This window comes from Pseudomonas sp. JL3 (assembly GCF_031570575.1).
Lineage (GTDB): Bacteria > Pseudomonadota > Gammaproteobacteria > Pseudomonadales > Pseudomonadaceae > Aquipseudomonas > Aquipseudomonas cucumis.
Window position 1 is genome coordinate 1 of record NZ_JAKWJK010000025.1, and the last position, 23,147, is coordinate 23,147.

17 protein-coding genes are annotated in these 23,147 nt (G+C 58.6%); 8 read left to right on the forward strand and 9 right to left on the reverse strand.

Annotation, left to right across the window (positions count from 1 at the left end):
* Positions 1-1,893, forward strand: a 1,893-nt coding sequence (locus tag MMG91_RS26850) for a DUF5801 repeats-in-toxin domain-containing protein (RefSeq protein WP_310661227.1), incomplete at its 5' end; no start/stop codon positions are given.
* Positions 1,894-2,021: 128 nt separating this feature from the next.
* Here MMG91_RS26850 and MMG91_RS26855 read toward each other — a convergent pair.
* From MMG91_RS26855 to MMG91_RS26875, 5 genes are all read right to left on the reverse strand, one after another.
* Positions 2,022-2,765, reverse strand: a complete 744-nt coding sequence (locus MMG91_RS26855) for a response regulator transcription factor (protein ID WP_310661228.1) — start codon at positions 2,763-2,765, stop codon at positions 2,022-2,024.
* Between the two features lie 672 nt (positions 2,766-3,437).
* Positions 3,438-4,817 carry a TolC family outer membrane protein gene (locus MMG91_RS26860; RefSeq protein WP_310661229.1) on the reverse strand — a complete coding sequence of 460 codons (1,380 nt, stop codon included), beginning with the start codon at positions 4,815-4,817 and terminating at the stop codon, positions 3,438-3,440.
* A gap of 2 nt (positions 4,818-4,819) precedes the next feature.
* The gene (locus MMG91_RS26865) at positions 4,820-6,133 is read right to left on the reverse strand and encodes an HlyD family type I secretion periplasmic adaptor subunit (protein ID WP_310661230.1); all 1,314 of its coding nucleotides are present in this window, start codon (positions 6,131-6,133) and stop codon (positions 4,820-4,822) included.
* Positions 6,114-7,898, reverse strand: coding sequence for a type I secretion system permease/ATPase (locus MMG91_RS26870; protein ID WP_310661231.1), 1,785 nt, complete (start codon positions 7,896-7,898; stop codon positions 6,114-6,116). The genes MMG91_RS26865 and MMG91_RS26870 overlap by 20 nt, the downstream gene beginning before the upstream one ends.
* Positions 7,899-8,404: 506 nt before the next feature.
* Positions 8,405-9,421, reverse strand: coding sequence for an AraC family transcriptional regulator (locus MMG91_RS26875; RefSeq protein ID WP_310661232.1), 1,017 nt, complete (start codon positions 9,419-9,421; stop codon positions 8,405-8,407).
* Positions 9,422-9,552: 131 nt separating this feature from the next.
* On the opposite strand from MMG91_RS26875, the gene MMG91_RS26880 reads away from it, so the two are divergent.
* From MMG91_RS26880 to MMG91_RS26890, 3 genes are read left to right on the forward strand one after another with little or no spacing between them, the layout of a single operon-like run.
* Positions 9,553-10,737: an acetyl-CoA C-acyltransferase family protein gene (locus tag MMG91_RS26880; protein ID WP_310661233.1), complete on the forward strand. Its 1,185-nt coding sequence runs from the start codon at positions 9,553-9,555 to the stop codon at positions 10,735-10,737.
* A 13-nt stretch (positions 10,738-10,750) separates the two neighbouring features.
* Positions 10,751-11,602 (forward strand): 3-hydroxybutyryl-CoA dehydrogenase, encoded by an 852-nt coding sequence (locus MMG91_RS26885; protein ID WP_310661234.1) that lies wholly within the window; start codon positions 10,751-10,753, stop codon positions 11,600-11,602.
* Positions 11,589-12,215, forward strand: coding sequence for a TetR/AcrR family transcriptional regulator (locus tag MMG91_RS26890; RefSeq protein WP_310661235.1), 627 nt, complete (start codon positions 11,589-11,591; stop codon positions 12,213-12,215). The genes MMG91_RS26885 and MMG91_RS26890 overlap by 14 nt, the downstream gene beginning before the upstream one ends.
* Before the next feature lie 25 nt (positions 12,216-12,240).
* Here MMG91_RS26890 and MMG91_RS26895 read toward each other — a convergent pair whose 3' ends face one another.
* Both MMG91_RS26895 and gabP read right to left on the reverse strand, forming a co-directional pair.
* Positions 12,241-13,332: a GlxA family transcriptional regulator gene (locus tag MMG91_RS26895; RefSeq protein ID WP_310661236.1), complete on the reverse strand. Its 1,092-nt coding sequence runs from the start codon at positions 13,330-13,332 to the stop codon at positions 12,241-12,243.
* 113 nt (positions 13,333-13,445) lie between these two features.
* Positions 13,446-14,852, reverse strand: coding sequence for a GABA permease (gabP, locus tag MMG91_RS26900; RefSeq protein ID WP_310661237.1), 1,407 nt, complete (start codon positions 14,850-14,852; stop codon positions 13,446-13,448).
* Between the two features lie 423 nt (positions 14,853-15,275).
* On the opposite strand from gabP, the gene MMG91_RS26905 reads away from it, so the two are divergent.
* From MMG91_RS26905 to MMG91_RS26915, 3 genes are all read left to right on the forward strand, one after another.
* Positions 15,276-16,970: a DUF2599 domain-containing protein gene (locus MMG91_RS26905; protein ID WP_310661238.1), complete on the forward strand. Its 1,695-nt coding sequence runs from the start codon at positions 15,276-15,278 to the stop codon at positions 16,968-16,970.
* Positions 16,971-17,141: 171 nt separating this feature from the next.
* Positions 17,142-18,380, forward strand: coding sequence for a DUF2599 domain-containing protein (locus MMG91_RS26910; protein ID WP_310661239.1), 1,239 nt, complete (start codon positions 17,142-17,144; stop codon positions 18,378-18,380).
* 114 nt (positions 18,381-18,494) lie between these two features.
* A complete protein-coding gene (locus MMG91_RS26915) occupies positions 18,495-19,172 on the forward strand; it encodes a bifunctional 2-polyprenyl-6-hydroxyphenol methylase/3-demethylubiquinol 3-O-methyltransferase UbiG (protein ID WP_305445771.1) in 678 nt (225 codons plus the stop codon).
* 264 nt (positions 19,173-19,436) lie between these two features.
* Here the strand turns inward: MMG91_RS26915 and MMG91_RS26920 are convergent, their stop codons facing one another.
* Together MMG91_RS26920 and nspC are read right to left on the reverse strand one after the other, a co-directional pair.
* Positions 19,437-20,672: a saccharopine dehydrogenase family protein gene (locus MMG91_RS26920; protein WP_038983024.1), complete on the reverse strand. Its 1,236-nt coding sequence runs from the start codon at positions 20,670-20,672 to the stop codon at positions 19,437-19,439.
* A gap of 27 nt (positions 20,673-20,699) precedes the next feature.
* The gene (gene nspC, locus MMG91_RS26925) at positions 20,700-21,797 is read right to left on the reverse strand and encodes a carboxynorspermidine decarboxylase (protein WP_305502150.1); all 1,098 of its coding nucleotides are present in this window, start codon (positions 21,795-21,797) and stop codon (positions 20,700-20,702) included.
* 792 nt (positions 21,798-22,589) lie between these two features.
* Here nspC and MMG91_RS26930 point away from each other — a divergent pair.
* Positions 22,590-23,090 carry a helix-turn-helix domain-containing protein gene (locus tag MMG91_RS26930; RefSeq protein ID WP_405046564.1) on the forward strand — a complete coding sequence of 167 codons (501 nt, stop codon included), beginning with the start codon at positions 22,590-22,592 and terminating at the stop codon, positions 23,088-23,090.
* The last annotated feature ends 57 nt before the right edge of the window (positions 23,091-23,147 follow it).

Sequence of the window (23,147 nt, forward strand, 5' to 3'; positions counted from 1 at the left end):
ATCACCGACAAGGACGGCGACAGCGCCCAGGCCACCCTCAATATCGGGCAAAACCTGGTGTTCAAGGACGACGGACCCAGCATCAGCACCACCGGCACCGAGCCAACGCTGACGGTAGATGAAACGGTACTGGCGACCAACGCCACCCAGAACTTTGCCGCCAACTTCAACTCGGCGTTCGGCGCTGATGGCGCCGGCACACTGACCTATGCGCTGGGCGTGGTGGCAGGCGCCTCCGGGCTGACCGATACCGCCACCGGTGAGGCAGTGAACCTGTCGCTCAACGGCGCGATAGTCGAAGGACGCACGGCCACGACCAACCTGCTGGTGTTCACGGTCAGCGTGGCCGCCAACGGCGACGTCACGCTCGACCAGATCCGCGCCGTGGTGCATCCCGACGCCACCAATCCCGATGATTCGACGACGCTGTCGGCGGACAATCTGGTGACGCTGATAGGGACCGCAACCGACAAGGACGGCGATAGAGCCCAGGCGACGCTCAACATTGGGCAAAACCTGGTGTTCAAGGACGACGGCCCGTCACTTGCATTCGGCAACCTGATCGGCACCGGTAGCGTCCTGCCGCAATTCGGGTTCTGGGACAATTCGGCCGGCGCCGACGGGTTGGGTGCGGCGGGTCTGGATATCTCGGTGAATAGTCAGTTCACCCTCGTCAGGCCAGACAACACGACCACCACCGGGACCGCCACGCTCACTGAGCAGTCGCCCTCACCGGACGGCAGTGGCGCGTACCAATTCGCAGGAACGTTGACCGGCGATTTCGACAACAACGCCGCCACGGCGGATACCAGCGTCGACTACACGCTGACCGCCTATGCCGATGGCCGCTATGCACTGGATCTGGTGCAAGGCTTCAGTTCAGAGATCGTGCTCAGCACTGCCGATGGCGCGCTCGGTGCCGGAGGCCCGGATCCAGTGCGCACATTGTTGATTCCAGAGCAGGATCCACCGACTATTCCTTCGCCATCCGAGGAGGTTGTGTTCTTTTCCGCGAAGGCGCTTGCGTCCACTTCGGACATCCTGACCGGCATTGGGCTCGGAGAACCCGATCCGACCGAAGCCACGCTGCAAACCGACCCCCTGCCCTCGTACATTGACCCCTCGGCCATGAACGTCAGCACGGCCGGCATCGGCGTCGCCAATAACCTGTTCCAGGGAGACGACCTGGCGGCAATCGGCGTTGACGACGAAAGTTTCGTCATCAATCCGGAGAGCCTGCTGACGGGTATGAGGGTCTTCATCGACAACTCCGTGGGGGGTTACAACACGGCAACCGAAGACCTGTACTACAGGGCCTACTACGAGGATGGCACGTTCTCGAACCTCATCGAAGTGAACACCCTGACGCCGGAGGCAGGCGGACAGGTGTCCTTCCTCATTGAGAGCGATGGCACGAATCTGATCGACGCTGTTCAGCTCACGATGGCCCGAGGCGAGATCAAGATCCCGACGATCCAGTTCATTCAGGAGACCGAGAGCCTGGCCAGTGATGTCCAGCTGACGTTCAACGCGACGCTGACGGACAAGGATGGGGACTCGGCGACGAGTACGTTTGACGCCAACCTGTTCGCCAACGACTTGGACAGCGCCCTCTTCGACTTCTCGCTGGTGGGCACGGGCGGTGAGCGTGATGCCTTCAACGTCGATTTGTCAGTCGATGAGAACCTGTACCAGGTCACCGGTTTCGATGCGGACGCGAACCTGCGAGACACCCTGGTGCTCAACGGCGACCAGAACGCGGTTGTCCAATCGATCGACAACACCGGCGCAGACAGTATCGTCACGGTTGCCGAAACGGGCGGACAAGTCACGACCATCACCTTGGTAGGGGTCGATCTTCTGAGTAGCGACATTGTTTACGGCAGCGCCTGAGAAACGCGCGTAAAAAGATGCGAGGGTGGCGCAAGCCACCCTCGCATTGTTTTGTGCAGTTCCAGCACGATCGCATCAACACCGACAAGGACGGCAACACAGTAACGGCCCAGGCGCGCCAAAGGGTGTCAGACCCTCTTGTTTCGACGTGAAGCCAAATCCAGTTCTACCCAAGCGGACTCTGGTGGTTTTTCGTTGTTGGTGAGCCCGTGCTTCAGCGCATACATCAACAAGTCGATGCGATTGATGAGATTAAGCTTTTGATAGATGTTGCTGAGGTGGTTGTGCACGGTGTGTTCGCTGATGCCCAGGCGCCCGGCGATGCACATGTATTTGGCGGACGGATCCCCCACGATGGCACGAATCAGTTCCCTCTCGCGCAGCGTCAGCCGCGCCTGTTTCGCCTGCTCCAGATTGCCTTTCAAGTGAACATGCCCGCTCGCGGAATAGCCGGACAGCCCACCGGCCCAGGCTCTATCCAGTCCGGTGTCGCGGTGGTGGACCGTGATGATGGCCTGGATGATCGATTCCGTCGGGTCTTCCGCCAGCACGATGCCGCGTGCACCCGCCTCTATTGCCTGGGCAACGGGAACGGTTTCGTACAAGCCCTTGAGCACCAGCAATTTCATTTCGGCATTGCGGGTGAGTTCCGCGACGACCTCCAGTGGGTTCAGCGCATCTGGAAAAAAACTGAAAAAAATCACATTGGGGCGCACCTGATCGGCAAGATCCAGCGCATTGGTATAGGTGGTGGCCTGTCCGCTCACTTCCATCTGAGGCTTCCTGGCATTGATCAAGTCGTGAAGACCCATGAGAACGAGGGGACGACAATCGATCAGCATCACGCGTATTGTTTTTTTGTGGGTCGTCATTACTTTCCTGACTCCCTTGAAGAATTAACTCTGACCTCCCTCCCTTGGCCTTTCTGGATCAGCAACTCGCAAAATCGAAGGACAGATGCGAGCGCCGACAGGCCTTAACGGTGCCCACCCGGGGATTCACTCCTGGGGACACTTCCACTGGCTTCACCGGCAGGAATTACGGACGTTTCCAAAAGCCGGGCAAAGCCATCGAGGCAACATAAATAGGAATAATCATCAATAGCTTGCGCATGATTGATGTGCTCCCTCGAGCCGCTGAATTGAGTCTAGGCCAGACCAGCACACTGCCAGCACGCCCACCCGCCAGTCGTCGACTCGAGCCTCCTGCGGGTAGCCCGACTGACGTTACCAAGGGCCCCCCTCCCCTAGAAAATCAAGGTGTTAGGCTCGCCCCGGGCGAGCTGCGATCAAGTCTGATTCCGATCAAAATCGTCAATTAACCGACGAATGGTGTGAGGGCAAGCACAGAACAAACTCTGACGTCAATTTGTCGGCGAAATTTGCCTCGCCGAGCCATGGGAATGCCCTCAGTCTGGGCCTCGCCGCGGTTTTTTCCTTCCGGTGGGTTCGGTTAACAGCATGCCTGCGGCGCTATAGTTTTTTTGCGACAACGCCACAGCAACCAACGCCTGAACCGCTGGATGTCATCGCTCAAAATTGGCGTCAGGGGGATGTGAGGTTTTGGCTGGAGCTGCCGGGGCTCAACCAGCCATTAACGCTTTCGACACTTTCGGCAGGCAGCTTTCCCGCCCAGCGATTGAGCGTGAGGACATTGGTGACGAACTCGTATTGCGTCTTGAGCAGGTCACGCCGAGCGCGGAATTCGTTGCGTACGGTGGTCAGTACATCGACGGCATTGACCATTCCATAATCGAGCGCTTTCTCTGCCGCCACTCTGGACAACTGTGCCGAGGCCAGGGCATTGCGGCTCGCATTGATCTTTTCTCCACTCGAATTGGCAGTCAGGTAAGCGCTGGTGATCTCCTTGACCACCCGGCGCCGGATCGCTTCCAGCTCCTGCTCGGCGGTAATCTGATCCTGGTAGAGCCCACGGACCCGCGCCGAGGTCGAGCCGCCGCTGTACAGCGGCACCTGCACGCCAATACCGGCGACATAACTGTCGGTGCGCGGCGCCAGGGCATTGTTGTAGCCCTCGTTGGTCTGCTGCGCGCTCAGCGTAAGGCTCAGGGTCGGATAGTGCCCGCCCTTGCCGCTGCGCAACGCAGCGCCCGCGGCTTCCACACTGCTCTCGTTGGCCTTGAGCGCCGGGTTTAGCGCTATACCCTCGCGGACCCAGTTTTCCAGACTCTGCGCCGAAACCCGTAGTTGCACGTCATCGCGAATCCGGTTGAGCTTCTCCTTGACCGGCCGGCCGACGATCTCCGCCAGTGCCTCGCGACTGATACTGGCCTGGTTCCGGGCATCCAGTTCCTGCGCCGCCAGCAAATCTACCCGGGCTTTGAGGTCGAGCTGATCAGTAATCATTGCCAGCTGCTTTTCGTACAACGCATTGACTCGGTCCAGACTCTTTTGCGTGGTTCGACGCTCCGCCCTCACCAACTCCAGTTCATCTTCCGCCGCCAACGCGGTGAAGTAACGCTGCGCCAGGTCCACGGTGGCCTCGGCCTGGGCATCCAGCGCTTGCGATTCGGACTGCCTGGCCAGGCTTTTGAATTTTTGGTAGTTCTCCCACGCGGTCTTGTTGTAGAGGTACTGACGCAGCACCAGGCTGTAGTTTTCGCTATCGTAACTTTGCTGCACCAGGTCGCTCTCCTGATGAATCCGATTCGTCCCGGCGTTGAGCGATACCTGCGGGAACAGCGCACCCATAGCCTCGCGCTGATGTTCCTTGCCCGCCTGCGCTTGCGCATAGGAGGCCAATACCCGCGGATCTTCCAGCCTCGACTCCCGATACAACTGCATGAGGTCGGTGGAAAACGTCGAGGCGCTGACCCCGGTCGGCGGTGCTGCAGTGGTTTGCGCCAAAGCGGCACCCGCTGCAAGCATGAACACACCGCCCAGCAGAACTGCCGACGCACTCATGGTTATTCCTCGATCATCGATTGAGCCATGGCATCGCGAGCCGGCTGCATCAAGTACTGCAACAACGTGCGTTGCCCGGTGATGATTAGTACGTCCGCCGGCATCCCCGGCAACAACTTGCGCTCACCCAAGGTGCGCGCGCCCTCCTCGGTTACCCGCACCCGCGCCAGGTAATAGGCCGTCCCGGCCTTTTCGTTGACCAGCCGGTCAGCCGATACGCTGCTGACCTCGCCTTCGATCACGGGAGTGGTCGAGCTATTGAACGCGCCGAAACGGATATCGGCACGCTTGCCGATGGCGACACGATCAATATCCACCGGCGCTACCTGGGCTTCTATGACCAGCTCGGAAACCGAGGGCACGATATCCAGCAGCGGCGTCGCCGGGCTCACCACACCCCCAATGGTATGCACGGTCATGCCAATCACCATGCCCGCGTCGGGTGCGCGGATGACGATACGACTGAGCCGGTCTTCCAGGGACGAGGTTTTCTCTTGCAGGTCGTACATCCTGGTCTGAACCTCGGCCAGCTCCTTGACCACCTCGGTATTGAAATCCTTGTCGATTTGCAGAATCTGCAGCTGTGTTTCGTTGATCTGCAGACGAGTCTTGTTAATAGCGGAACGATGATCAGCCACCTCCGACTTGAGCATCCCCAGCTTGCGTTCCTGATCGAGCAGACGTTGTTTGTCAACGAACCCCTGCTTGAGCAGGTCGGTCAATTCAACGATTTCACCGCTGTAGGATTTCTCCAGATGAACCTTGGCACCGATCATCGATTCCAGCCCCTTGATCTGCTGATTCAACTGGCCAATGCGCTCGCGCAACACCGCGATCTGGCCCAGCCGAGAGCCCTGCCGGGCGTTAAACACCTGGGTCTCGCCCTGACGCGCTTCCACTCCTCGCAGACTCTCGGAATCGGATATCTCCCCAAAGCTGACCGCCGACAGTGTGTCGCGCTCGGCCCTGAGCCTTGCCTCCATGGCTCTGGTCGCGACCAGCTGGCCTCGGGTTATCTCGTATTCGAAGCGCAATTGGGCATCATCAAGAATGATCAGCGGATCACCACGCTTGACGATGTCACCGTCATGGACCAGTACCGCTTTGACGATGCCCCCTTCAGGATGCTGGACCGTTTTGCGATAAGTCTGCACGGTGACCACCCCCGGCGCGAACGCGGCACCGTCGAGGGGCGCGAGCGCCGCCCAGGTGCCGAACAGGCCGAAGGTCACCCCTACAATACCAATGCCCAGACGACGTGCTTTACGATCAGATATCGGCAGGCCGGCGAAGCTTTCAATTTGACGACTGGGCATCGTAGGGTTCATCGGCATCACCCTTGCTGGTTTTGACCGAAGCCATGCTGGCGCCTGCTGACATGGCGTGTTTTTGTGCTTGCTGTCTCTGCGCGTTGAGTTCGGCGAGCACCTGCTCGCGTGGCCCGTAGAGACTGATAACCCCTGCGTTCATCACCATGAGTCGGTCAAGTTGCGACACGATGTTGGTTCGGTGGGTAATGACAAACAGGGTCGCGCCGCTCTGCTTGATCTGGTGGATAGCTGCCACCAGGGCACGATCACCGACTTCGTCAAGATTGGAATTGGGCTCGTCGAGAACAATCAGTCGCGGGGTGCCATACAGGGCACGGGCCAGTCCGATGCGCTGGCGCTGTCCTCCCGACAGCGTGAGGCCCTCGCTGCCAATGATGGTGTCGTAGCCATCGGGCAGCTGCAGAATCATTTCGTGAACGCCAGCGGTCCTGGCAGCCTGAATGACTTTCGCCGAGTCGACCTCGGCGAAGCGGGCAATGTTCTCGCTGACACTGCCTTCGAACAGTTCAATGTCCTGGGGCAAGTAACCGATATGCGGCCCAAGTTCATGTTTGTCCCACGCGCTGATGTCCGCGCCATCGAGCCGGACCACACCATGCAGCGGCACCCATACCCCCATCAGTGCCCTGGCCAGGGTCGACTTGCCCGCGGCACTTGGACCGATGATGCCGACAACGCAGCCGGCAGGTACGCTGAAACTTATGTTGTTGATAATTGGGGTTTTCGAGCCCGGTGCCGCGACGACCAGATTTTCCACTTGCACGTACCCCTGAGGCGCAGGCAATGACATGCGCTCGGGCTGAGCCTGTTGTTTGTCGAGGATGTCGTTGAGACGGCTGTACTGCGAGCGGGCCGCAATAAAGCCCCTCCAACTGCCGATGATCAGATCGATGGGAGCCAATGCGCGCCCTAGCAGCACGGCCCCGGCAAACACCAGGCCTGCCCCTACCTGATGGTCCACGGCCAGGTACGCCCCCAGACCAAGGATCAATGATTGCACCAGGATCCGGAAGGTCCTGGAAAGCGTGCTGACTATGGCACCTCTATCGCTTGCCTGAGCCTGCAGCAACAGGACGTTCCGTTGGCGAAGTCCCCAACGGTCCATAAGGGTTTCAAGCATGCCCATGGATTCGATGACTTCAGCGTTGCGCAGATTTTTCGTGGTGTAGAGCGTCGCGCCGATATGTTCCTTGTTCGCCTGGGCCAGCGCCGGCCCCGTCAGCCTCTCATTGATAAACGCGAGCAATAACAACAGCAGCGCACTGCCCGTCGCTACCCAGCCAAACCAGGGATGAAACATGAACATCACGGCGATATAGATAGGCAACCAGGGCGCATCGAAGAAGGCGAACAAACCGTTACCGGAGAGAAACTGTCTCAAGCCCGTCAAGTCGTTGAGCGACTGGGCCGAGGCATCCATCCCACCACTGTCCAGTGCCCGTTTGAAACTGGCCTTATAGACCTGGCGACTCAGCAACACATCCAGTCGGGTACTGACCCGAACCATGATGCGCGAACGGATCCATTCCAGGGAGCCGAGCGTGATTATCAACCCGGTCATGATCAGCGTCAGCATGGCCAGGGTTGTCAGACTTCCGCTGGCCATCACTCGCCCATACACCTGAAGCATATAGAAGGTGGGCACGAGCATCAGCGCGTTGATGAAAAAGCTGAAAAACCCAACAGAAATAAAGCTCTCTCTACAGGCTTTCAACGCATTTTTCAGGCTGTTTTCAGGTGTGCTTCGCATTGAAACCCCTGCTCGCAAAAACCATCTTTTGGAGCTTAGATCATGCCGAACGACTGTGTGTAGCAATCGGCCGGACCGCCTCCCCCCTGCAACGCCCCGGCGGTGAGGAGCGCAAGCTATCGGCGACGAGGCCAGGATGCGCTATGACGAGCTGTCGCCCTTATCGCGGGCTGATGAGAGGTTTCTGGTGCAAACCGCCTATCCGAAAATTGGCCGTATGTCTCAAAGAGACGCCGATGGACCTTCAATTTCCCGGTATGACGGCAAGTTCAACCATAGCCATACGATCGGCTGTGACGTTTCCCTCAGTGGCCCCGCACGGTCCAGCTTTGAATGCGAAGGCGCGCGCGTTCATCGACTTTCTTGAACGAGAGATGCAAAGCCAGCCGAATGCGCTCGCCTAAGCGCTCAGACGGCGGTGTCACCGCGTCCCATTGGTTCGGCGAACTCGCGCCGTAGCGCTTATGGACCTGGGAGAAATGGCTATGTGATTCCTATCAGCGGGCTCATTCAGAACCCTCCTCAAACCGCGCCCGATATCGCCCCGGGCTCTCCCCTGTCCACTTCTTGAACGCCCGGTGAAACGCACTCGGCTCCTGAAACCCCAACTGTTCGGCAATATCGCTGATGCTCGCCTTGCTCTGACGCAGCCGTTCAAACGCCACTCCGCGCCGCACTTCATCCTTGATTTCCTGATACGAACAGCCTTCACGTCCCAGTTTGCGGCGAAAAGTACTGGGGCTCAGGTGCTGCTCCAGGGCGAAGGCCTGCAAGGTCGGCCATTCGCTGTAATGGCTGTGGCGCAAGCGCTGATGAACCTGCGACGCCAACCCATGCTGGTTGCGGAAGCGGATCACCAGCCATTGCGGTGCGGTGCGCAAAAACACTTTCAGCGAGGCAAGGTCCTGAACCACCGGCAGCCGCAGGTAGTGACTGGCAAACTCGATTTCGGTGCGTTCGGTGCCAAAGGTCAGGTTGGGGCCCCAGAGCAAGGCATCATCACGCAGGGACAAACGCTGATGACTAAAGTCCGCACGATCGATAGGAATGCGCCGCCCGCCCAGCCAGCACAGCAGACTGATCATCAACACCAGAAACGTTTCTTCGCCCAACCGGCTGACCTCGCTGTTCTGCGAGCAGGTCTGCAAGCTGATGACCGCACGCTTGCCACGCACACTCAACGTGCCGCGAAAATCACGCAGGAACAGGGCGAAATTGGCCAGGCACTGACGCATGGCTTTTTCCAGCGTCGGCTCCTGAATCAATGCCCGACAGATCAAGGCAAAACTGCCTGGTGGCATTCCATGGGAGTCCAACCGGAAAAACTCGTCGTTCAACTCACGAATCTGCACCAGCCATAACGCGGCGAAAGCGGTGGCCGGCACCCGTGCCGTCGGCTGATCCAGCAGTGCCGGATCAATTCCCACCTGTTCAAGTACTGACCGCAAACGCTGCGGTTCCTCACGCAACGCATGGATCATGGGGTACATGAAGTAAACCGCCACCGAATCCGTTTCCCGCATTTGAATGCCTCTCTCGTCACATCTGAATATGGCAAAAAACGCCATCACCCTTGAACAGTTCTGGCATAGGCCTGTGGCGCTGCTGATTCTAGACTCGTGCCCAACAAAAAAGACCTATTCAGAGAGCCAACATGAACCATTCCGATATTTTTGTAGTGAGCGCCGTCCGTTCTGCCATTGGCAGCTTTGGCGGTTCACTCAAGGATGTGCCGCCTATTCAGTTGGCAACCGACGTTTGCCGCGCCGCTATCGAACGATCAGGCCTGGCGCCCGAGCACATCGGCCATGCGGTGATGGGACATGTGATCCCGACCGAGGCACGCGATGCCTACATCTCCCGGGTCGTAGCGATGAATGCCGGTCTGGCGAAAGAGACTCCCGCCTTCAACGTCAACCGCCTCTGCGGTTCAGGTTTGCAGGCGATTGTCAGTGCCGCGCAAAGTTTGATGCTGGGGGATGCGGGCGCTGCGCTGGCAGGCGGCGTCGAGTCCATGAGCCGAGGCGCGTACTTGTTGCCGCAGGCGCGCTGGGGCGCACGCATGGGCGACATGCAGGCCATCGACTACATGCTTGGGGTACTGCAAGACCCGTTTGCCGGTTTCCACATGGGTATCACCGCTGAGAATATCGCCGAGCACTATGGCATCACGCGTCAGACCCAGGATGAATTGGCGCTTCTCAGCCAGCAGCGTGCTGCCCGGGCGATTGCCGAAGGGCGTTTTGCCGGGCAGATCGTGCCGATCGAAGTAGCGACCCGCAAAGGGACGGTTTCGTTTGCGACGGATGAGCATGTACGGGCCGAGGTCAATGCCGAGCAATTGAGCCGCATGAAACCCGCCTTCAAAAAGGACGGTAGCGTCACCGCCGGCAACGCATCGGGCCTCAATGATGGTGCCGGTGCCCTGATCATGGCCACAGGCCAAACCGTTCAGGAACAAGGCCTCAAGCCCATGGCCCGACTGGTGGGTTATGCCCACGCAGGCGTTGAACCGTCAATGATGGGGCTGGGACCGATTCCCGCCACCCGCCTGGTGCTCAAGCGCGCCGGCCTGACCGTTGCCGACCTTGATGTGATCGAGTCTAACGAAGCCTTCGCCGCCCAGGCCTGTGCCGTCGCGCAAGAACTGGGCTTCGATCCGCAGAAGGTCAACCCCAACGGTTCGGGCATCTCGCTGGGCCATCCGGTGGGCGCCACTGGCGCGATCATCGCCACCAAGGCCATTCACGAACTGCATCGCTGCCAAGGCCGTTATGCCCTGGCGACCATGTGCATCGGCGGCGGCCAAGGCATCGCCGTGTTGTTCGAGCGGGTTTGATAAGGACATGCGCATGGATCTTCAGAACATTGGCGTCATCGGCGCCGGCACCATGGGCAATGGCATCGCGCAAGTCTGCGCCTTGGCCGGCCTCCACGTGACCTTGATCGACATTTCCGAGAACGCCTTGCAAAAGGCAATCGCGACCGTCGATAAAAACCTCGATCGGCAGGTCGCCAAAAACACACTGACGCATGAGCAAAAGCTCGTTGCCCTTGACAAGATTCGCACCAGTACCGATTACAACAGCCTGCAAAACGTGCAAATGGTGATCGAAGCCGCTACCGAAAACCTCGACCTGAAATTGCGCGTGCTGCAACAAATCGCCGCGCAGGTCAGCGCTGAATGCGTGATTGCCTCCAACACGTCGTCACTATCCATTACCCAACTCGCCGCCAGCGTCAGCCAGCCTGAGCGCTTCATCGGCCTGCATTTCTTCAACCCGGTGCCGGTGATGGGCCTGATCGAAGTGATTCGCGGCCTGCAAACCAGCGATGCCACCCACGCCATGGCGCTGGACATGGCGACCACACTCGGCAAAACCGCGATCACCGCGGGCAACCGTCCGGGATTCGTGGTGAACCGGATTCTGGTGCCGATGATCAATGAAGCGATCCTGGTGTTTCAGGAAGGCCTGGCCAGCGCCGAAGACATCGACGCCGGCATGCGCCTGGGCTGCAATCAGCCGATCGGCCCGTTGGCGTTGGCCGACCTGATCGGCCTGGACACCGTGCTGGCCATCCTTGAAGCCTTCTACGACGGCTTCAACGACAGCAAATACCGCCCCGCTCCGCTGCTCAAGGAAATGGTCGCCGCCGGTTACCTGGGCCGCAAAACAGGGCGTGGCTTCCATGCCTACGCCTGAGCGTTGCTCGCGCTTCGCCGAATACCGGGACAAGGTGCTGGAGCTCTTTGCCAGCAAGGGTTTCGGTCAGGTCGGCATGCGTGAGCTCGCGACCTGCCTGGGGCTCGCCCCGGGCTCGCTGTATCACCATTACCCCAGCAAGCAGCACATGCTGCTCGATCTGATCGAGGAGTTCTACGAAGAGCTGCTGGCCACCTTGGGGCGCATCGAACACGCGGCCCCGGCAAAACGCGACAGACTCAACCAATTGATCCGCGCGCACCTGAATCTGCATCAGGAAATGCCCTGGCATTTTCGTCTGGTGGAGCGCGACAACGGCTGCCTGAATGAAGAGCAGCAGGAACGGGTCCGGCAACTGCGCGAGCAGTACGAACGCAAGTTGCTGCTGATGCTCGGCGTCCGACCCCGATTCAGCGAACAGGGCCTGTTGGCCGTCGGTCATGCCATTGCCGCCTTGCTCAACAGCGCGCCCAGTTGGCTGACGCACTATTCGCTGGATGAACGAGAGCGCGATAATCTGATGGAAAACATGGTGAGTGGCGCCGTCGAGCGGTTGCTAGCGCCAAAACGCACACAGGAGGCGATAAGCCTCGCCCGATGCTCCCTTAACTGACTGGCAGCGATCGTATCGGTGTAGGTCAGGATTTCAGAATTTTGATACTGGCGAACGTTGACTCATCACGTGCCTGATCCAGCAAACTCATCGGCCTTGCCAATGGCAATGCCTGTACAACCGGTCTTGATGTCACTTGCGGTTGCGCTTGCGCCGCCAAGCGCTCGTCGCTGGGTGGGATGCCGAAACACTCGCGATAGCACTTTGAGAAATGGGGGGTGGACACAAACCCACACACCACCGACAACTCTACAATCGAAATCGACGTTTGCTTGAGTAACTGACGCGCGCGGACCAGGCGCAGTTTGAGGTAATAGCGTGAGGGAGAGGAATGCAGGTATTTCTGGAATAACCGCTCCAGTTGGCGACGGGACAAGCCGACATAACTCGCCAGTTCGTCGAGGTCGATCGGCTCTTCCAGATTGGCCTCCATCAAGGCGACGATTTCCTGCAACTTCGGTTGGTGGGTACCGAGCATGTGTTTAAGGGGCACTCGTTGGTGATCCTGCTCGTTGCGGATTCGCTCGTAGACGAACATGTCGGAGATGGCCGCTGACAGTTCATGACCATGATCGCGACTGATCAGGTGCAGCATCATGTCCATTGGCGCGGTTCCACCCGAGCTGGTGAAGCGGTCTCGGTCAAGGGTGAATAGACTGGAGCTGAGGTTCACTCGCGGAAAAGCTTCCTGCATGGCCGCCAGAAATTCCCAGTGCACGCTGCAATCGAAGCCATCAAGCAAGCCTGCCTGAGCCAAGGCCCAACTACCTGTGCACACGCCCCCTACCCGCTTCGCGCGCCGCGCCTGGGCTCGCAACCAGGTAATGTGTTCACGGGTCACCGCGCTTTGAATGCCAATGCCTCCGCAGACGATCACGGTATCAAGTATCGGTGCGTTATTAATCGCCGCATCCGGAGTGATCGGCATGCCATCGCTTGCCCACACCCGCTCGCCCCCCAAGCTGAAGGTGTGCCAACGGTACAGCTCTTGACCGGTCAACTGATTGGCCATTCGCAGAGGCTCTATGGCAGATGCCAAAGAGATCAGAGTGAATTGGTCCAGCAGCAAAAAACCAATGGTTTGGGGAGGAGCGGCCTTGGAGGTGTCGTATGCCATCGAAGTTTTTTCTCGCAGTGAGCGGTAATGGCCTGTGGCGCTGGCGGTGTTAACCGCCCCGCCACTGCTGGCGCACCGATACGATCGCACGCAGGTTTACGCTGATATGGCTGCTATGCACTTTCCGCCGACACCGCACTCTGCGGCTGCCCATGCTGACGCGCGGTCACAAGGCCGATAAAGGAAATCACTAGCGCCAGGCCGATGGTCGAAGAAACTTCCATACGGTGCTCGGGCGTCACCATCATCACCGCCAACGCTGCACAGATGAAGGCGATGACCAACCAGGTGAGCCAGGGGAACAACCACATTTTGAAGGTCAGCGTGACGTTCTGCCGACGCAGAATCCTGCGCATGCGCAGTTGCGATACCGCGATAACCAGGTACACCAACAAGGCAATGGCGCCGGAGCTGGCGAGCAGAAACTGGAATAAACCGGCGGGCATGAAGTAGCTGAACAAGGTCACACCGGCACCCAGTACGGTGCTGGCGATCACCGCAGCCCTCGGCACGCCCGCTGACGATGTCACCTTCAGCGGCTTCGGTGCATCACCGCGCTTGCCCAGCGAAAACAACATGCGCGAGGCGATATAGATCGACGAGTTCATGCAGCTGGCCACGGCAATCAACACCACCACATCTACCATGAGTTTGGCGTGGGGAATGTTCATCAGTTCCAGCGCTCGCTGGTAAGAACCCACCGACGCCAGCAACGGATCATTCCAGGGCACCACGGAAATGACCACGAAAATGGACAGCAGGTAGAACACCCCGATCCGCCAGATCACCGAGCGTGTGGCTTTGGCGATGTTCTGCGCAGGGTTACTGGATTCGGCCGCTGCAATGGTCACCGCTTCTGTACCGATGAAGCTGAACATGATGGTGATGAATGCCCCTACAACCGCTGACAAGCCGTTGGGCGCAAAACCGCCATGTTCCTCCATGAGCCGACTCAAGCCGCTGGCTTCGCGCTCCGGAATCCACCCCAGCAACACCGCAAAACCAAGGCCGATAAATCCGATGATCGCCACGACCTTGGCCATCGCGAACCAGAATTCGAACTCACCGTATTTCGACACACTGAACAGGTTAGTCACGACCAACAGAATGATCGACAGCAATGCAAACAACCAGGTATCGATCTGCGGGAACCATTGATTCAATACATGCCCGGCCGCGAGCGCCTCGATGGGTATCACCAGCACCCAGAACCACCAATACAGCCAGCCGATGGTGAAGCCTGCCCAACGCCCGATTGCCTGGTCGGCGTAGGTAGAGAAAGATCCGGTGTCCGGGTTGGCAACCGCCATTTCGCCCAGCATGCGCATGACCAGAACGACCAACAGGCCCGAAAACAGATAAGCCAGTAATACCGCCGGCCCCGCGGCAGCGATGGCATGTCCGGAGCCAACAAACAAACCTGCGCCGATAATCCCCGCGATAGAAAGCATTGTGACGTGACGCGGCTTGAAACCCTGCGCCAACTGACCGTTCGAATCTTTGGAGTTCAGGTTATCCATTGTTTTTTTTTGTTCTCTGGTGATCGACGTTAGGGCGTACTGACTGAGGGTCAGGCGATCATCATTTCTCCCTGTTGCCGCGTCCGAACGCGGCGCACCTCAAACGCTCCCGGGTTTCTAAATCAGGCATCACGGCTGCGCACAGCCATGAAGTGACGCGTCACCTTACGCGCCTTGCCTTGAAAGCCAGTAGCCCGAGTGCGCCACTTACGAGTCTGATTTCGACACGCGTTGCGCGTATCGCGTCTGGTGAAATAACGTCTGATAACTAGCGCAAACTTGCCGCTACATGACGACGTCACGCAAAAAGTTTATGAACCGGGAAATTGTTCTGTGAAGAAAGTACGGGTTTGACCGGAAGGACTGGGTTGACTACTTTGGTGCGATAAAGGGAATCTTCTAGTGCGACAAGGAGTGTCGACGATGTACCCAACCGTTCGCTCGTCTTTTACCCTGGCCTGGACGCTGCCCCTGGCGTTCTGTGCGGTTGCCGCCCAGCCGCCGCTCGATCCGCTGCAGACCCTGAACCGCATCAACCACAACTACAACACCCTCAATGACGCTTGCCAGGAACCCGATACCGGTGCCGCACGCGGTCACTACTACTGCAGCGGCGTGACCTTGCGCATGGTCAACGACGGGCCCTTCAACCCCTGGGACTACAGCCCCTACGCGATCAAGATCGGCGCGACCTCCTACTCCTGGATCCGCAAGGACCTGAGCACCCGGATTCTCATTCACCCGGCCGGTTTTATCCTGCGCACCCCAACCGACGCGGCGGCCTTGAGCCTGCCGGTCAAGGAGCAGGGCTGGACCTGCATCTACGCCTTCGATGGCGGTACCGGGCCGGAGCGCAAGTGGTACGGCTGCGGCTTCTTCGACAGTCGCGAGCCACCGCGTGCGGCCCAGGGCGCGATGAACAACCGTAACTCCGCCTTGGCCTACGGCACCTGCGCGGAAGCCGGGGTGAGCACCGCCCAGCAATGGACCCAGAAATACACCGGGATGATGAAAGGACCGATCCAGTACAGCCAGTGCTCCTGGAACGCGGAAAAACCCAGTGACTGGAACGCCATGATCCGGGTCCACGAGTCCCGGCCGAACACCACCCACAAGGACCCCTTCGCCTTCAGTGCCCAGGTCAACGAGTTCATGTTGAAGAATGCCTCGGCGACCAACGATGGCAGCGAAAACATGAAGTACATCGACGCCTTCATCTACAACGTCAACAGCACGCAAAATTTCGCCACTCGCGGTGATCAGGCTCCCCCGAAACCAGAGAACGGCCTGAACAGCGCGCGCAACTTCCAGAAGAAACTCCGGGCCCAGGGCTACAGCGTGCCGATCCTGCGGCTGGACTTCACCAAGCCGGCGGAGCAGCGTTTCAGCTACGTCGCCACCGACCAGGCGATAGACCTGACGGTTGCTGGCGGTGCACAGCCGACGCCGGCTGCACCTGCGCCCAGCTACATCGCTGCGGCCACCTGGGCCGAGCGTTACGACCCGGGCAGCAAGAAACACGAATGGACCCTCAAGGTCACGCCCACCGCCCAGGGCAAGGCGATCCAGGCCAGCGACCAGGACGCCTTGTACAAGGAACTGTTCGAGCTGCGTGGGGCCGATAGCCAGTGGCGCGACAACGAGAAATCACCGGGCAGCATGCGCCAGCAATTGAGCTGTCTGGTGCAGAACTATCCGGCCAAGACCGAATGGAACCTGGAACCGTTTCGTCCCAATGTCACCTCCCAGGAAGCGGCCAGGGCCGGTTGCAATCCGCTACCGCTCCAGGCACCGCAATACATCGCGTCTGCCGATTGGGTCAAGCGTTACGACCCCGGCACCCGCAAGGACGAATGGACCTTGAGCGTGGTGCCTACGGCGGCTGGCCGCGCCTTGCCCAACGAGCAGGTCGGGGCTTTGTACAACCAGCTGTTCGCCCTCAAGGGCGCGGATAGCAACTGGCGCGACAATGAAAATTCCGCCGGCAGCATGCGCCAGCAATTGAGCTGCGTGCTGGTCAACTACCGCAGCAAGACGCCCTGGAATCTCGAGCCTTTCAGGCCTGCGTTATCGGACAGCGAGACCCGGGCCGCAGGTTGCAACCCAGTCCCGCGTTGAATTGCTGGCGCGCTGTGGCGCCCTCGCCCGAGGGCGCTGCCGTTGTCCGCGGCAGGTCGCGCAACTCGTCGGCGAAAGAGGCAGGCGCGTGCAACGAACCATTCTGTTTTCTGTATCACCGGCATTGACGCCCGCGCCAGCTACCGGCTCCAACCACAAGGAAGTAGCGCCATGAAAAAACGTCTGAACAGGATTACTCCATTACTCATATTTCCGTTGCTCTTGCAAACGACATTGGCCAACGCCGAATCATGCGAGGAGACGCTGAAACGGGTTGAAACGTTGTACAACAACACAGTCGATAGTTGCAGGCAGGATCCGGCGTCGGACTGTTCGGGATTGTTGATTCGGGGCACTCACCGAGCCAACCCAGCGAAGGGAGAGAAATGGGATGTATGGAACCCAAGCCCGAGAGCCAAAGAGCTGGGTACTTTTGCCGCTTCCTGGATGCGTGCCGATGGCATCAGCTATGAAGATCCCGGCATGAGTACTCAGAATGGCTACATCATTACTCCGATAGATCTGGTACGCGAACCTGAGACTGCGGTGCATGTTTACTGTGCGTTTCCTAACGACGCCTGGACCGACTATCGAGATGACCGAGGCTGTGGCAACAATAAGAACACCGGCCAGACAGAGGCTGTTTGCCAGGCCATGGCGCCGCCTATCACTAGCGCTAACACCTGGGTCGCGCATTTCACCAGGTTCAACAACGACAGGAATCAGGACCAGTTGCAATGTGGCTTCAATATGCGCAATCCCATGAGCGGCAAGGATCGGGTAGACGCGTTTCGAAACTTTATGGGGGCTCGACAAGTCATCAATACCCGTGAGTTTCAAACCCAGACAGAATTACGCTTGGGTAACCCGAAGGATGACGAACTACCGATTCTGGCCTTTTTCTACAGCGATCAACGTGGTTTGAACGATGCCTTGGCCAATCAGCGGGACTATAAAAACAAGACAGGAAAGGATCGCAACGTCATCAAGATTGACTTTCCAAGAACGCCGGTTAGCAAGGCCGCCTTCTCGTGCGCCAGAACCACGCCTCCACCCACGCAACAATTTTGTGACAAGTACATCGAGTCAAGCACCTGGTTACGACGCGACGATCCGAAACTCGGGCCCAACACTTGGTCACTTGAGGTAGTGCCCACCGCTTGCGGCCGCGCTATCAAGGATGATCAGACCGACAGAATGTTTGCCGAGTTGTACAACAAGCACAAAGACGATGAGCAATGGAGGCAATACAGCATCAATGGTGGGTCAATCCGCCGGCAATTGGTTTGTCATCTGGCGGCAACCTTCGACGGCAAGCCCGTCAGGAACAAGCCCGAGTGGAACCTTGAACCGAAGCGGCCATACGTCGACCAAGCCAAGGCCATAGCGCAACACTGTAATCCTTACTGAGGCTTTTGAGCGGCAAAACCCGATCTGCCGATACCCCAGGTATCGGCAGTTTTGCATTTTTTACACCAGCACTTGTCCTATCCTTTCATCCACCCAACAACTCCGGACACCGAAATGCCCGCCCCCGAATCCACCCTCCTCCAGAGCTGGCACCACAACGCCCAATCCTGGATCGAGGCCATCCGCACCGGCACCATCGAAAGCCGCCTCAAGGTCACCGACCAGGCAATCCTGCTGGCGGTACTTTGCCGCCAACCCGAGCGTGTGCTCGACCTGGGCTGCGGCGAGGGCTGGCTGTTGCGGGCGCTGGCCGAACGGGCCATCAACGCGGTCGGTGTGGATGGCGATGCGACGCTGGTCGAGGCGGCGCGGGCGGCGGGCTCTTCGCAGGTGCATTTGGCGAGCTATGAAGCGTTGGTGGAGGCGAAGGTGGACATCGGCAGCAACTACGACCTGATCTGCGCCAATTTCGCCCTGTTGCACCAGGACATCATCCCCCTGCTCGCCGCTATGAACGCCCTGCTCGCCCCTGGCGGCGCGCTGGTGATCCAGACGCTGCATCCGTGGACTGTGGCGGCGGGCGACTATCAGGATGGTTGGCGGGAGGAGACCTTCACTGGGTTCAAGGGGCAGTGGCAACCCATGCCGTGGTACTTCCGAACGTTGTCCAGTTGGCTCAATGCGCTGGACATGGCCGGTTTTCGGCTGGCTGGCCTGCAGGAGCCGCAGCACCCGCAAAGTCCTGTGCCGCAGTCGTTGCTGTTGGTGGCTGAGCAACGGGGTGGCGACTAACCCCGGGCAAAAGGAACAATCAAGCCCAACAAATGACACACAAACAAAAACGCCGCTCAAAGAGCGGCGTTTTTGCGTTTAGCGCGGAATACGAGATTCACCTGTATTTTGCGCGCCTCAGTTCNTGAGCAACGGGGTGGCGACTAACCCCGGGCAAAAGGAACAATCAAGCCCAACAAATGACACACAAACAAAAACGCCGCTCAAAGAGCGGCGTTTTTGCGTTTAGCGCGGAATACGAGATTCACCTGTATTTTGCGCGCCTCAGTTCCAGGGACGGTCTCCATTCTCGTCCTTGATGCGGGTCGGCAGGCCCATCACATCCAGCGCCTTGAGGAACGGCTCGGCCGGCAGCTCCTCGACGTTGGCCATGCGCTGCACATCCCATTCGCCACGGGCGACCAGCAGGGCTGCCGCCACAGGTGGCACGCCAGCGGTATAGGAAATGCCCTGGCTGTCGGTTTCTGCAAAGGCTTCTTCGTGGTCGGCGACGTTGTAGATGAACACTTCGCGCGGCTGGCCATCCTTGGTGCCTTTGACCAGGTCTCCGATGCAGGTCTTGCCGGTGTAGCCGGGTGCCAGCGAGCTCGGATCAGGGAGCACGGCCTTGACCACTTTCAGCGGCACGACTTCCAGGCCTTCAGCGGTCTTGACCGGTTGCTCGGAGAGCAGGCCGAGGTTCTTGAGTACGGTGAACACATTGATGTAGTGCTCGCCAAAGCTCATCCAGAAACGCACGTTGGGCACGCCGAGGTTCTTCGACAGGGAGTGCACTTCATCGTGGCCGGTCAGGTACAGGTTCTGGGCGCCTACGACCGGCAGGTCGTCGGTGCGTTTGACTTCGAACATTGTGTTGCTGGTCCACTGACTGTTCTGCCAGCTCCACACTTGCCCGGTGAATTCGCGGAAGTTGATTTCCGGATCGAAATTGGTGGCGAAATACTTGCCATGAGAGCCGGCATTGACGTCGAGAATGTCGATCGAATCAATACGGTCGAAATACTGTTGCTGTGCCAACGCTGCATAGGCGTTGACCACACCCGGGTCGAAGCCCACACCGAGGATGGCGGTGATGTTCTTCTCTTTGCACTCCTCGAGGTGCTTCCACTCGTAGTTACCGTACCAGGGCGGCGTCTCGCAGATTTTGCCCGGTTCTTCGTGAATGGCGGTGTCCAGGTAGGCCACGCCGGTATCGATGCAGGCACGCAGCACCGACATGTTGAGGAAGGCAGAACCGACGTTGATGACGATCTGCGATCCGGTTTCGCGGATCAGCGCCTTGGTCGCTTCGACATCCATAGCGTTCAGCGAGAAGGCTTTTATGTCGGCGGGCTCTTTGAGGCTGCCCTTGGCCTTGACGCTGTCGATGATGGCCTGGCATTTGGAGATGTTGCGCGACGCGATAGCAATACGACCGAGTTCATCGTTGTGCTGCGCGCACTTGTGGGCCACCACCTTGGCGACACCTCCTGCACCAATGATAAGTACGTTCTTCTTCAATTTTTCTCTCTCTCCTTCTCTGCCAGCTTACGAAAGGCTGGACATGTAGTCGTTGTAACCAAACTCACGAACCACCTCGACACTACCGTCGAGTTGTTTCACTACGATGGACGGCATTTTCAGGCCGTTGAACCAATTCTTCTTGACCATGGTGTAACCCGCGGCGTCGACGAACGACAGCCGATCGCCTATGGCCAGCGGACGATCAAATTGATATTCACCGAAAATGTCTCCGGCCAGGCAGGATTTGCCGCACACCATGTAGGTGTGTTCGCCCTCGCTAGGCGCCAGCTTGGCATTCAGGCGATAGATCAGCAGATCGAGCATGTGCGCCTCGATGGAGCTGTCCACTACGGCCAGGTGCTTGCCGTTGTAGAGGGTGTCGAGCACGGTGACTTCCAGCGACGCACTCTGAGTGATAGCGGCTTCGCCCGGCTCCAGGTAGACCTGCACGCCGTATTTCTGCGAGAAGGCCTTGAGCCGCGCGCAGAACTCGTCGATCGCATAGCCTTCACCGGTGAAGTGAATGCCGCCGCCCAGGCTGACCCACTCGACCTTGTGCAGCAAATGGCCGAAGCGCTCTTCGATGGTGCACAGCATCTGGTCGAACAGGCCGAAGTCGGCGTTCTCGCAGTTGTTGTGGAACATGAAGCCCGAGATCTGCTCGATAACCTGCTCGATCTTCACCGGATCCCACTCGCCCAGACGGCTGAACGGCCGCGCTGGATCGGCCAGCAAATAATCCGAGCTGCTCACCTGTGGATTGACCCGCAGACCGCGTACCTTGCCTGCTGAAGCCTCGGTGTAGCGCTGCAACTGGCCGATGGAGTTGAAGATGATCTTGTCGCAGTTGTCGAGCATCTCCTCGATCTCGTCGTCGGCCCAGGCCACGCTGTAGGCGTGGGTCTCGCCCGCGAACTTCTGTCGACCGAGCTTGAGCTCGTAGAGTGACGACGATGTAGTGCCGTCCATGTATTGCTGCATCAGATCGAACACCGACCAGGTGGCGAAGCACTTGAGTGCCAGCAGGGCCTTCGCCCCGGACTGTTCGCGCACATAGGCGATCTTCTGCATGTTTGCCAGCAGCTTTTGTTTGTCGATGAGGTAGTACGGCGTCTTGATCATTTCGAGGCCTCCGGCAAGGCCAGCCAAAAAAAGGATGCGCATTGTGCCTTCACTGGCTACATATCGAAAGAGCAGAGAGCGCAGTTCGCTGAGCCGTCGTTAATTGGATCCAGGAGCCAACGTCACCGGCAGCTTGAATGGCCATCATTCCGTTCTGCTTAGAATGATGTATAGCGGGGCGCCGCGCCACGGTGCTGCCAGGTCTTTACGATGACGAGCATTTTGATGCGGTCGTGAACTTCCAGGCGTGAATGACGAAAAAATCCGTCCAACTCCTTTAGCGCTCAAACATGGATAAGGTCCGGGTGGTGGCGCGCACGGGCGTGATGCTGGACGTCATTGCGCTGGATGAAACGTCACCGCGAGAAGGTTGATCCATGTTAGTCGAATTGGGTTTTGGCCAACTGCTACGACAGCGCAATCCTATATTCAGGTTCTTTCTAAAACCCCACATCCAATTGGAGGAATGCCATCGGTTAATTCACAACCGACTGTTGGCGGCCCAAGGTGACGGGCAGCAATCGGCCCAGAGTGTGTAAAAACGCTCATGATCTCAACGGTATCGCACTGTCCAAAGACAGCAACATGCTCTACTGACGGCTACAGAGCTGGCCGCGGAGGTAAGAACGGTCGCGCATCCGAGCGTCAACACGGACGGCATGATGCAGTTACATGCCCTTGCGATAGCGCTGGCTAGATGTCGGGCGCGGCGTTTCATAACTCTTAAGGTTTGCTTAAGGACTTTAAATGTCGTTGGCGGACAGACTTTCCTGAACGATCAGGAGAGCCTTCATGAACCCGCAATCGGTGAATTCAGACCATCCATGTGAACTTGCGCGACCGCTAGGCGCCCTGTCCAGTTGGCAAGAGCGCCGCGCCAAGGAACTGATGCTGCGTGATATGGCCAGTTGCGTTCGCATCAGCGAGATTGCCGAACACTGCAACCTGTCGCGCAGCCATTTTTCCCGGGCGTTCAAAAAGAGTACCGGCCACTCACCGCAAGGCTGGCTGGTGAGGATGAAAATCGAAAAAGCCAAAAACCTGCTGATCACCTCGATGGCGATCACCGACGTCGTCTATGAATGCGGTTTCGCGGACCACTCGCATTTCACCCACACCTTTAGCCGGCTGGAAGGGATGACACCCAAGGCCTGGCGGCGGACCTTTGATCACGTGGTCACAAGCCCACTTCCCAACACGCCAATGATTGATCAGGACATCTCCGACAGGAGAATTCCCGATAGCGTGGCCGACGGCCTTCGACAGCCTCGCTCGCAGGAGCTGCGTGCGTGAACTGATCAAGGTCGACAGAACGAACTCCTCCCCTTTGGCCGCTCACGCGGCCTTTTT

What these genes read in the sequence shown, in the direction of transcription:
- MMG91_RS26930 (WP_405046564.1), top strand. Translation starts at nt 22,590, where the DNA reads ATGAACCCGCAATCGGTGAATTCAGACCATCCATGTGAACTTGCGCGA.
- MMG91_RS26860 (WP_310661229.1), bottom strand. Translation starts at nt 4,817, where the DNA reads ATGAGTGCGTCGGCAGTTCTGCTGGGCGGTGTGTTCATGCTTGCAGCG.
- MMG91_RS26880 (WP_310661233.1), top strand. Translation starts at nt 9,553, where the DNA reads ATGAACCATTCCGATATTTTTGTAGTGAGCGCCGTCCGTTCTGCCATT.
- MMG91_RS26910 (WP_310661239.1), top strand. Translation starts at nt 17,142, where the DNA reads ATGAAAAAACGTCTGAACAGGATTACTCCATTACTCATATTTCCGTTG.
- MMG91_RS26875 (WP_310661232.1), bottom strand. Translation starts at nt 9,421, where the DNA reads ATGCGGGAAACGGATTCGGTGGCGGTTTACTTCATGTACCCCATGATC.
- MMG91_RS26885 (WP_310661234.1), top strand. Translation starts at nt 10,751, where the DNA reads ATGGATCTTCAGAACATTGGCGTCATCGGCGCCGGCACCATGGGCAAT.
- MMG91_RS26865 (WP_310661230.1), bottom strand. Translation starts at nt 6,133, where the DNA reads ATGCCCAGTCGTCAAATTGAAAGCTTCGCCGGCCTGCCGATATCTGAT.
- MMG91_RS26855 (WP_310661228.1), bottom strand. Translation starts at nt 2,765, where the DNA reads ATGACGACCCACAAAAAAACAATACGCGTGATGCTGATCGATTGTCGT.
- MMG91_RS26890 (WP_310661235.1), top strand. Translation starts at nt 11,589, where the DNA reads ATGCCTACGCCTGAGCGTTGCTCGCGCTTCGCCGAATACCGGGACAAG.
- MMG91_RS26915 (WP_305445771.1), top strand. Translation starts at nt 18,495, where the DNA reads ATGCCCGCCCCCGAATCCACCCTCCTCCAGAGCTGGCACCACAACGCC.
- MMG91_RS26905 (WP_310661238.1), top strand. Translation starts at nt 15,276, where the DNA reads ATGTACCCAACCGTTCGCTCGTCTTTTACCCTGGCCTGGACGCTGCCC.
- gabP (WP_310661237.1), bottom strand. Translation starts at nt 14,852, where the DNA reads ATGGATAACCTGAACTCCAAAGATTCGAACGGTCAGTTGGCGCAGGGT.
- MMG91_RS26895 (WP_310661236.1), bottom strand. Translation starts at nt 13,332, where the DNA reads ATGGCATACGACACCTCCAAGGCCGCTCCTCCCCAAACCATTGGTTTT.
- nspC (WP_305502150.1), bottom strand. Translation starts at nt 21,797, where the DNA reads ATGATCAAGACGCCGTACTACCTCATCGACAAACAAAAGCTGCTGGCA.
- MMG91_RS26870 (WP_310661231.1), bottom strand. Translation starts at nt 7,898, where the DNA reads ATGCGAAGCACACCTGAAAACAGCCTGAAAAATGCGTTGAAAGCCTGT.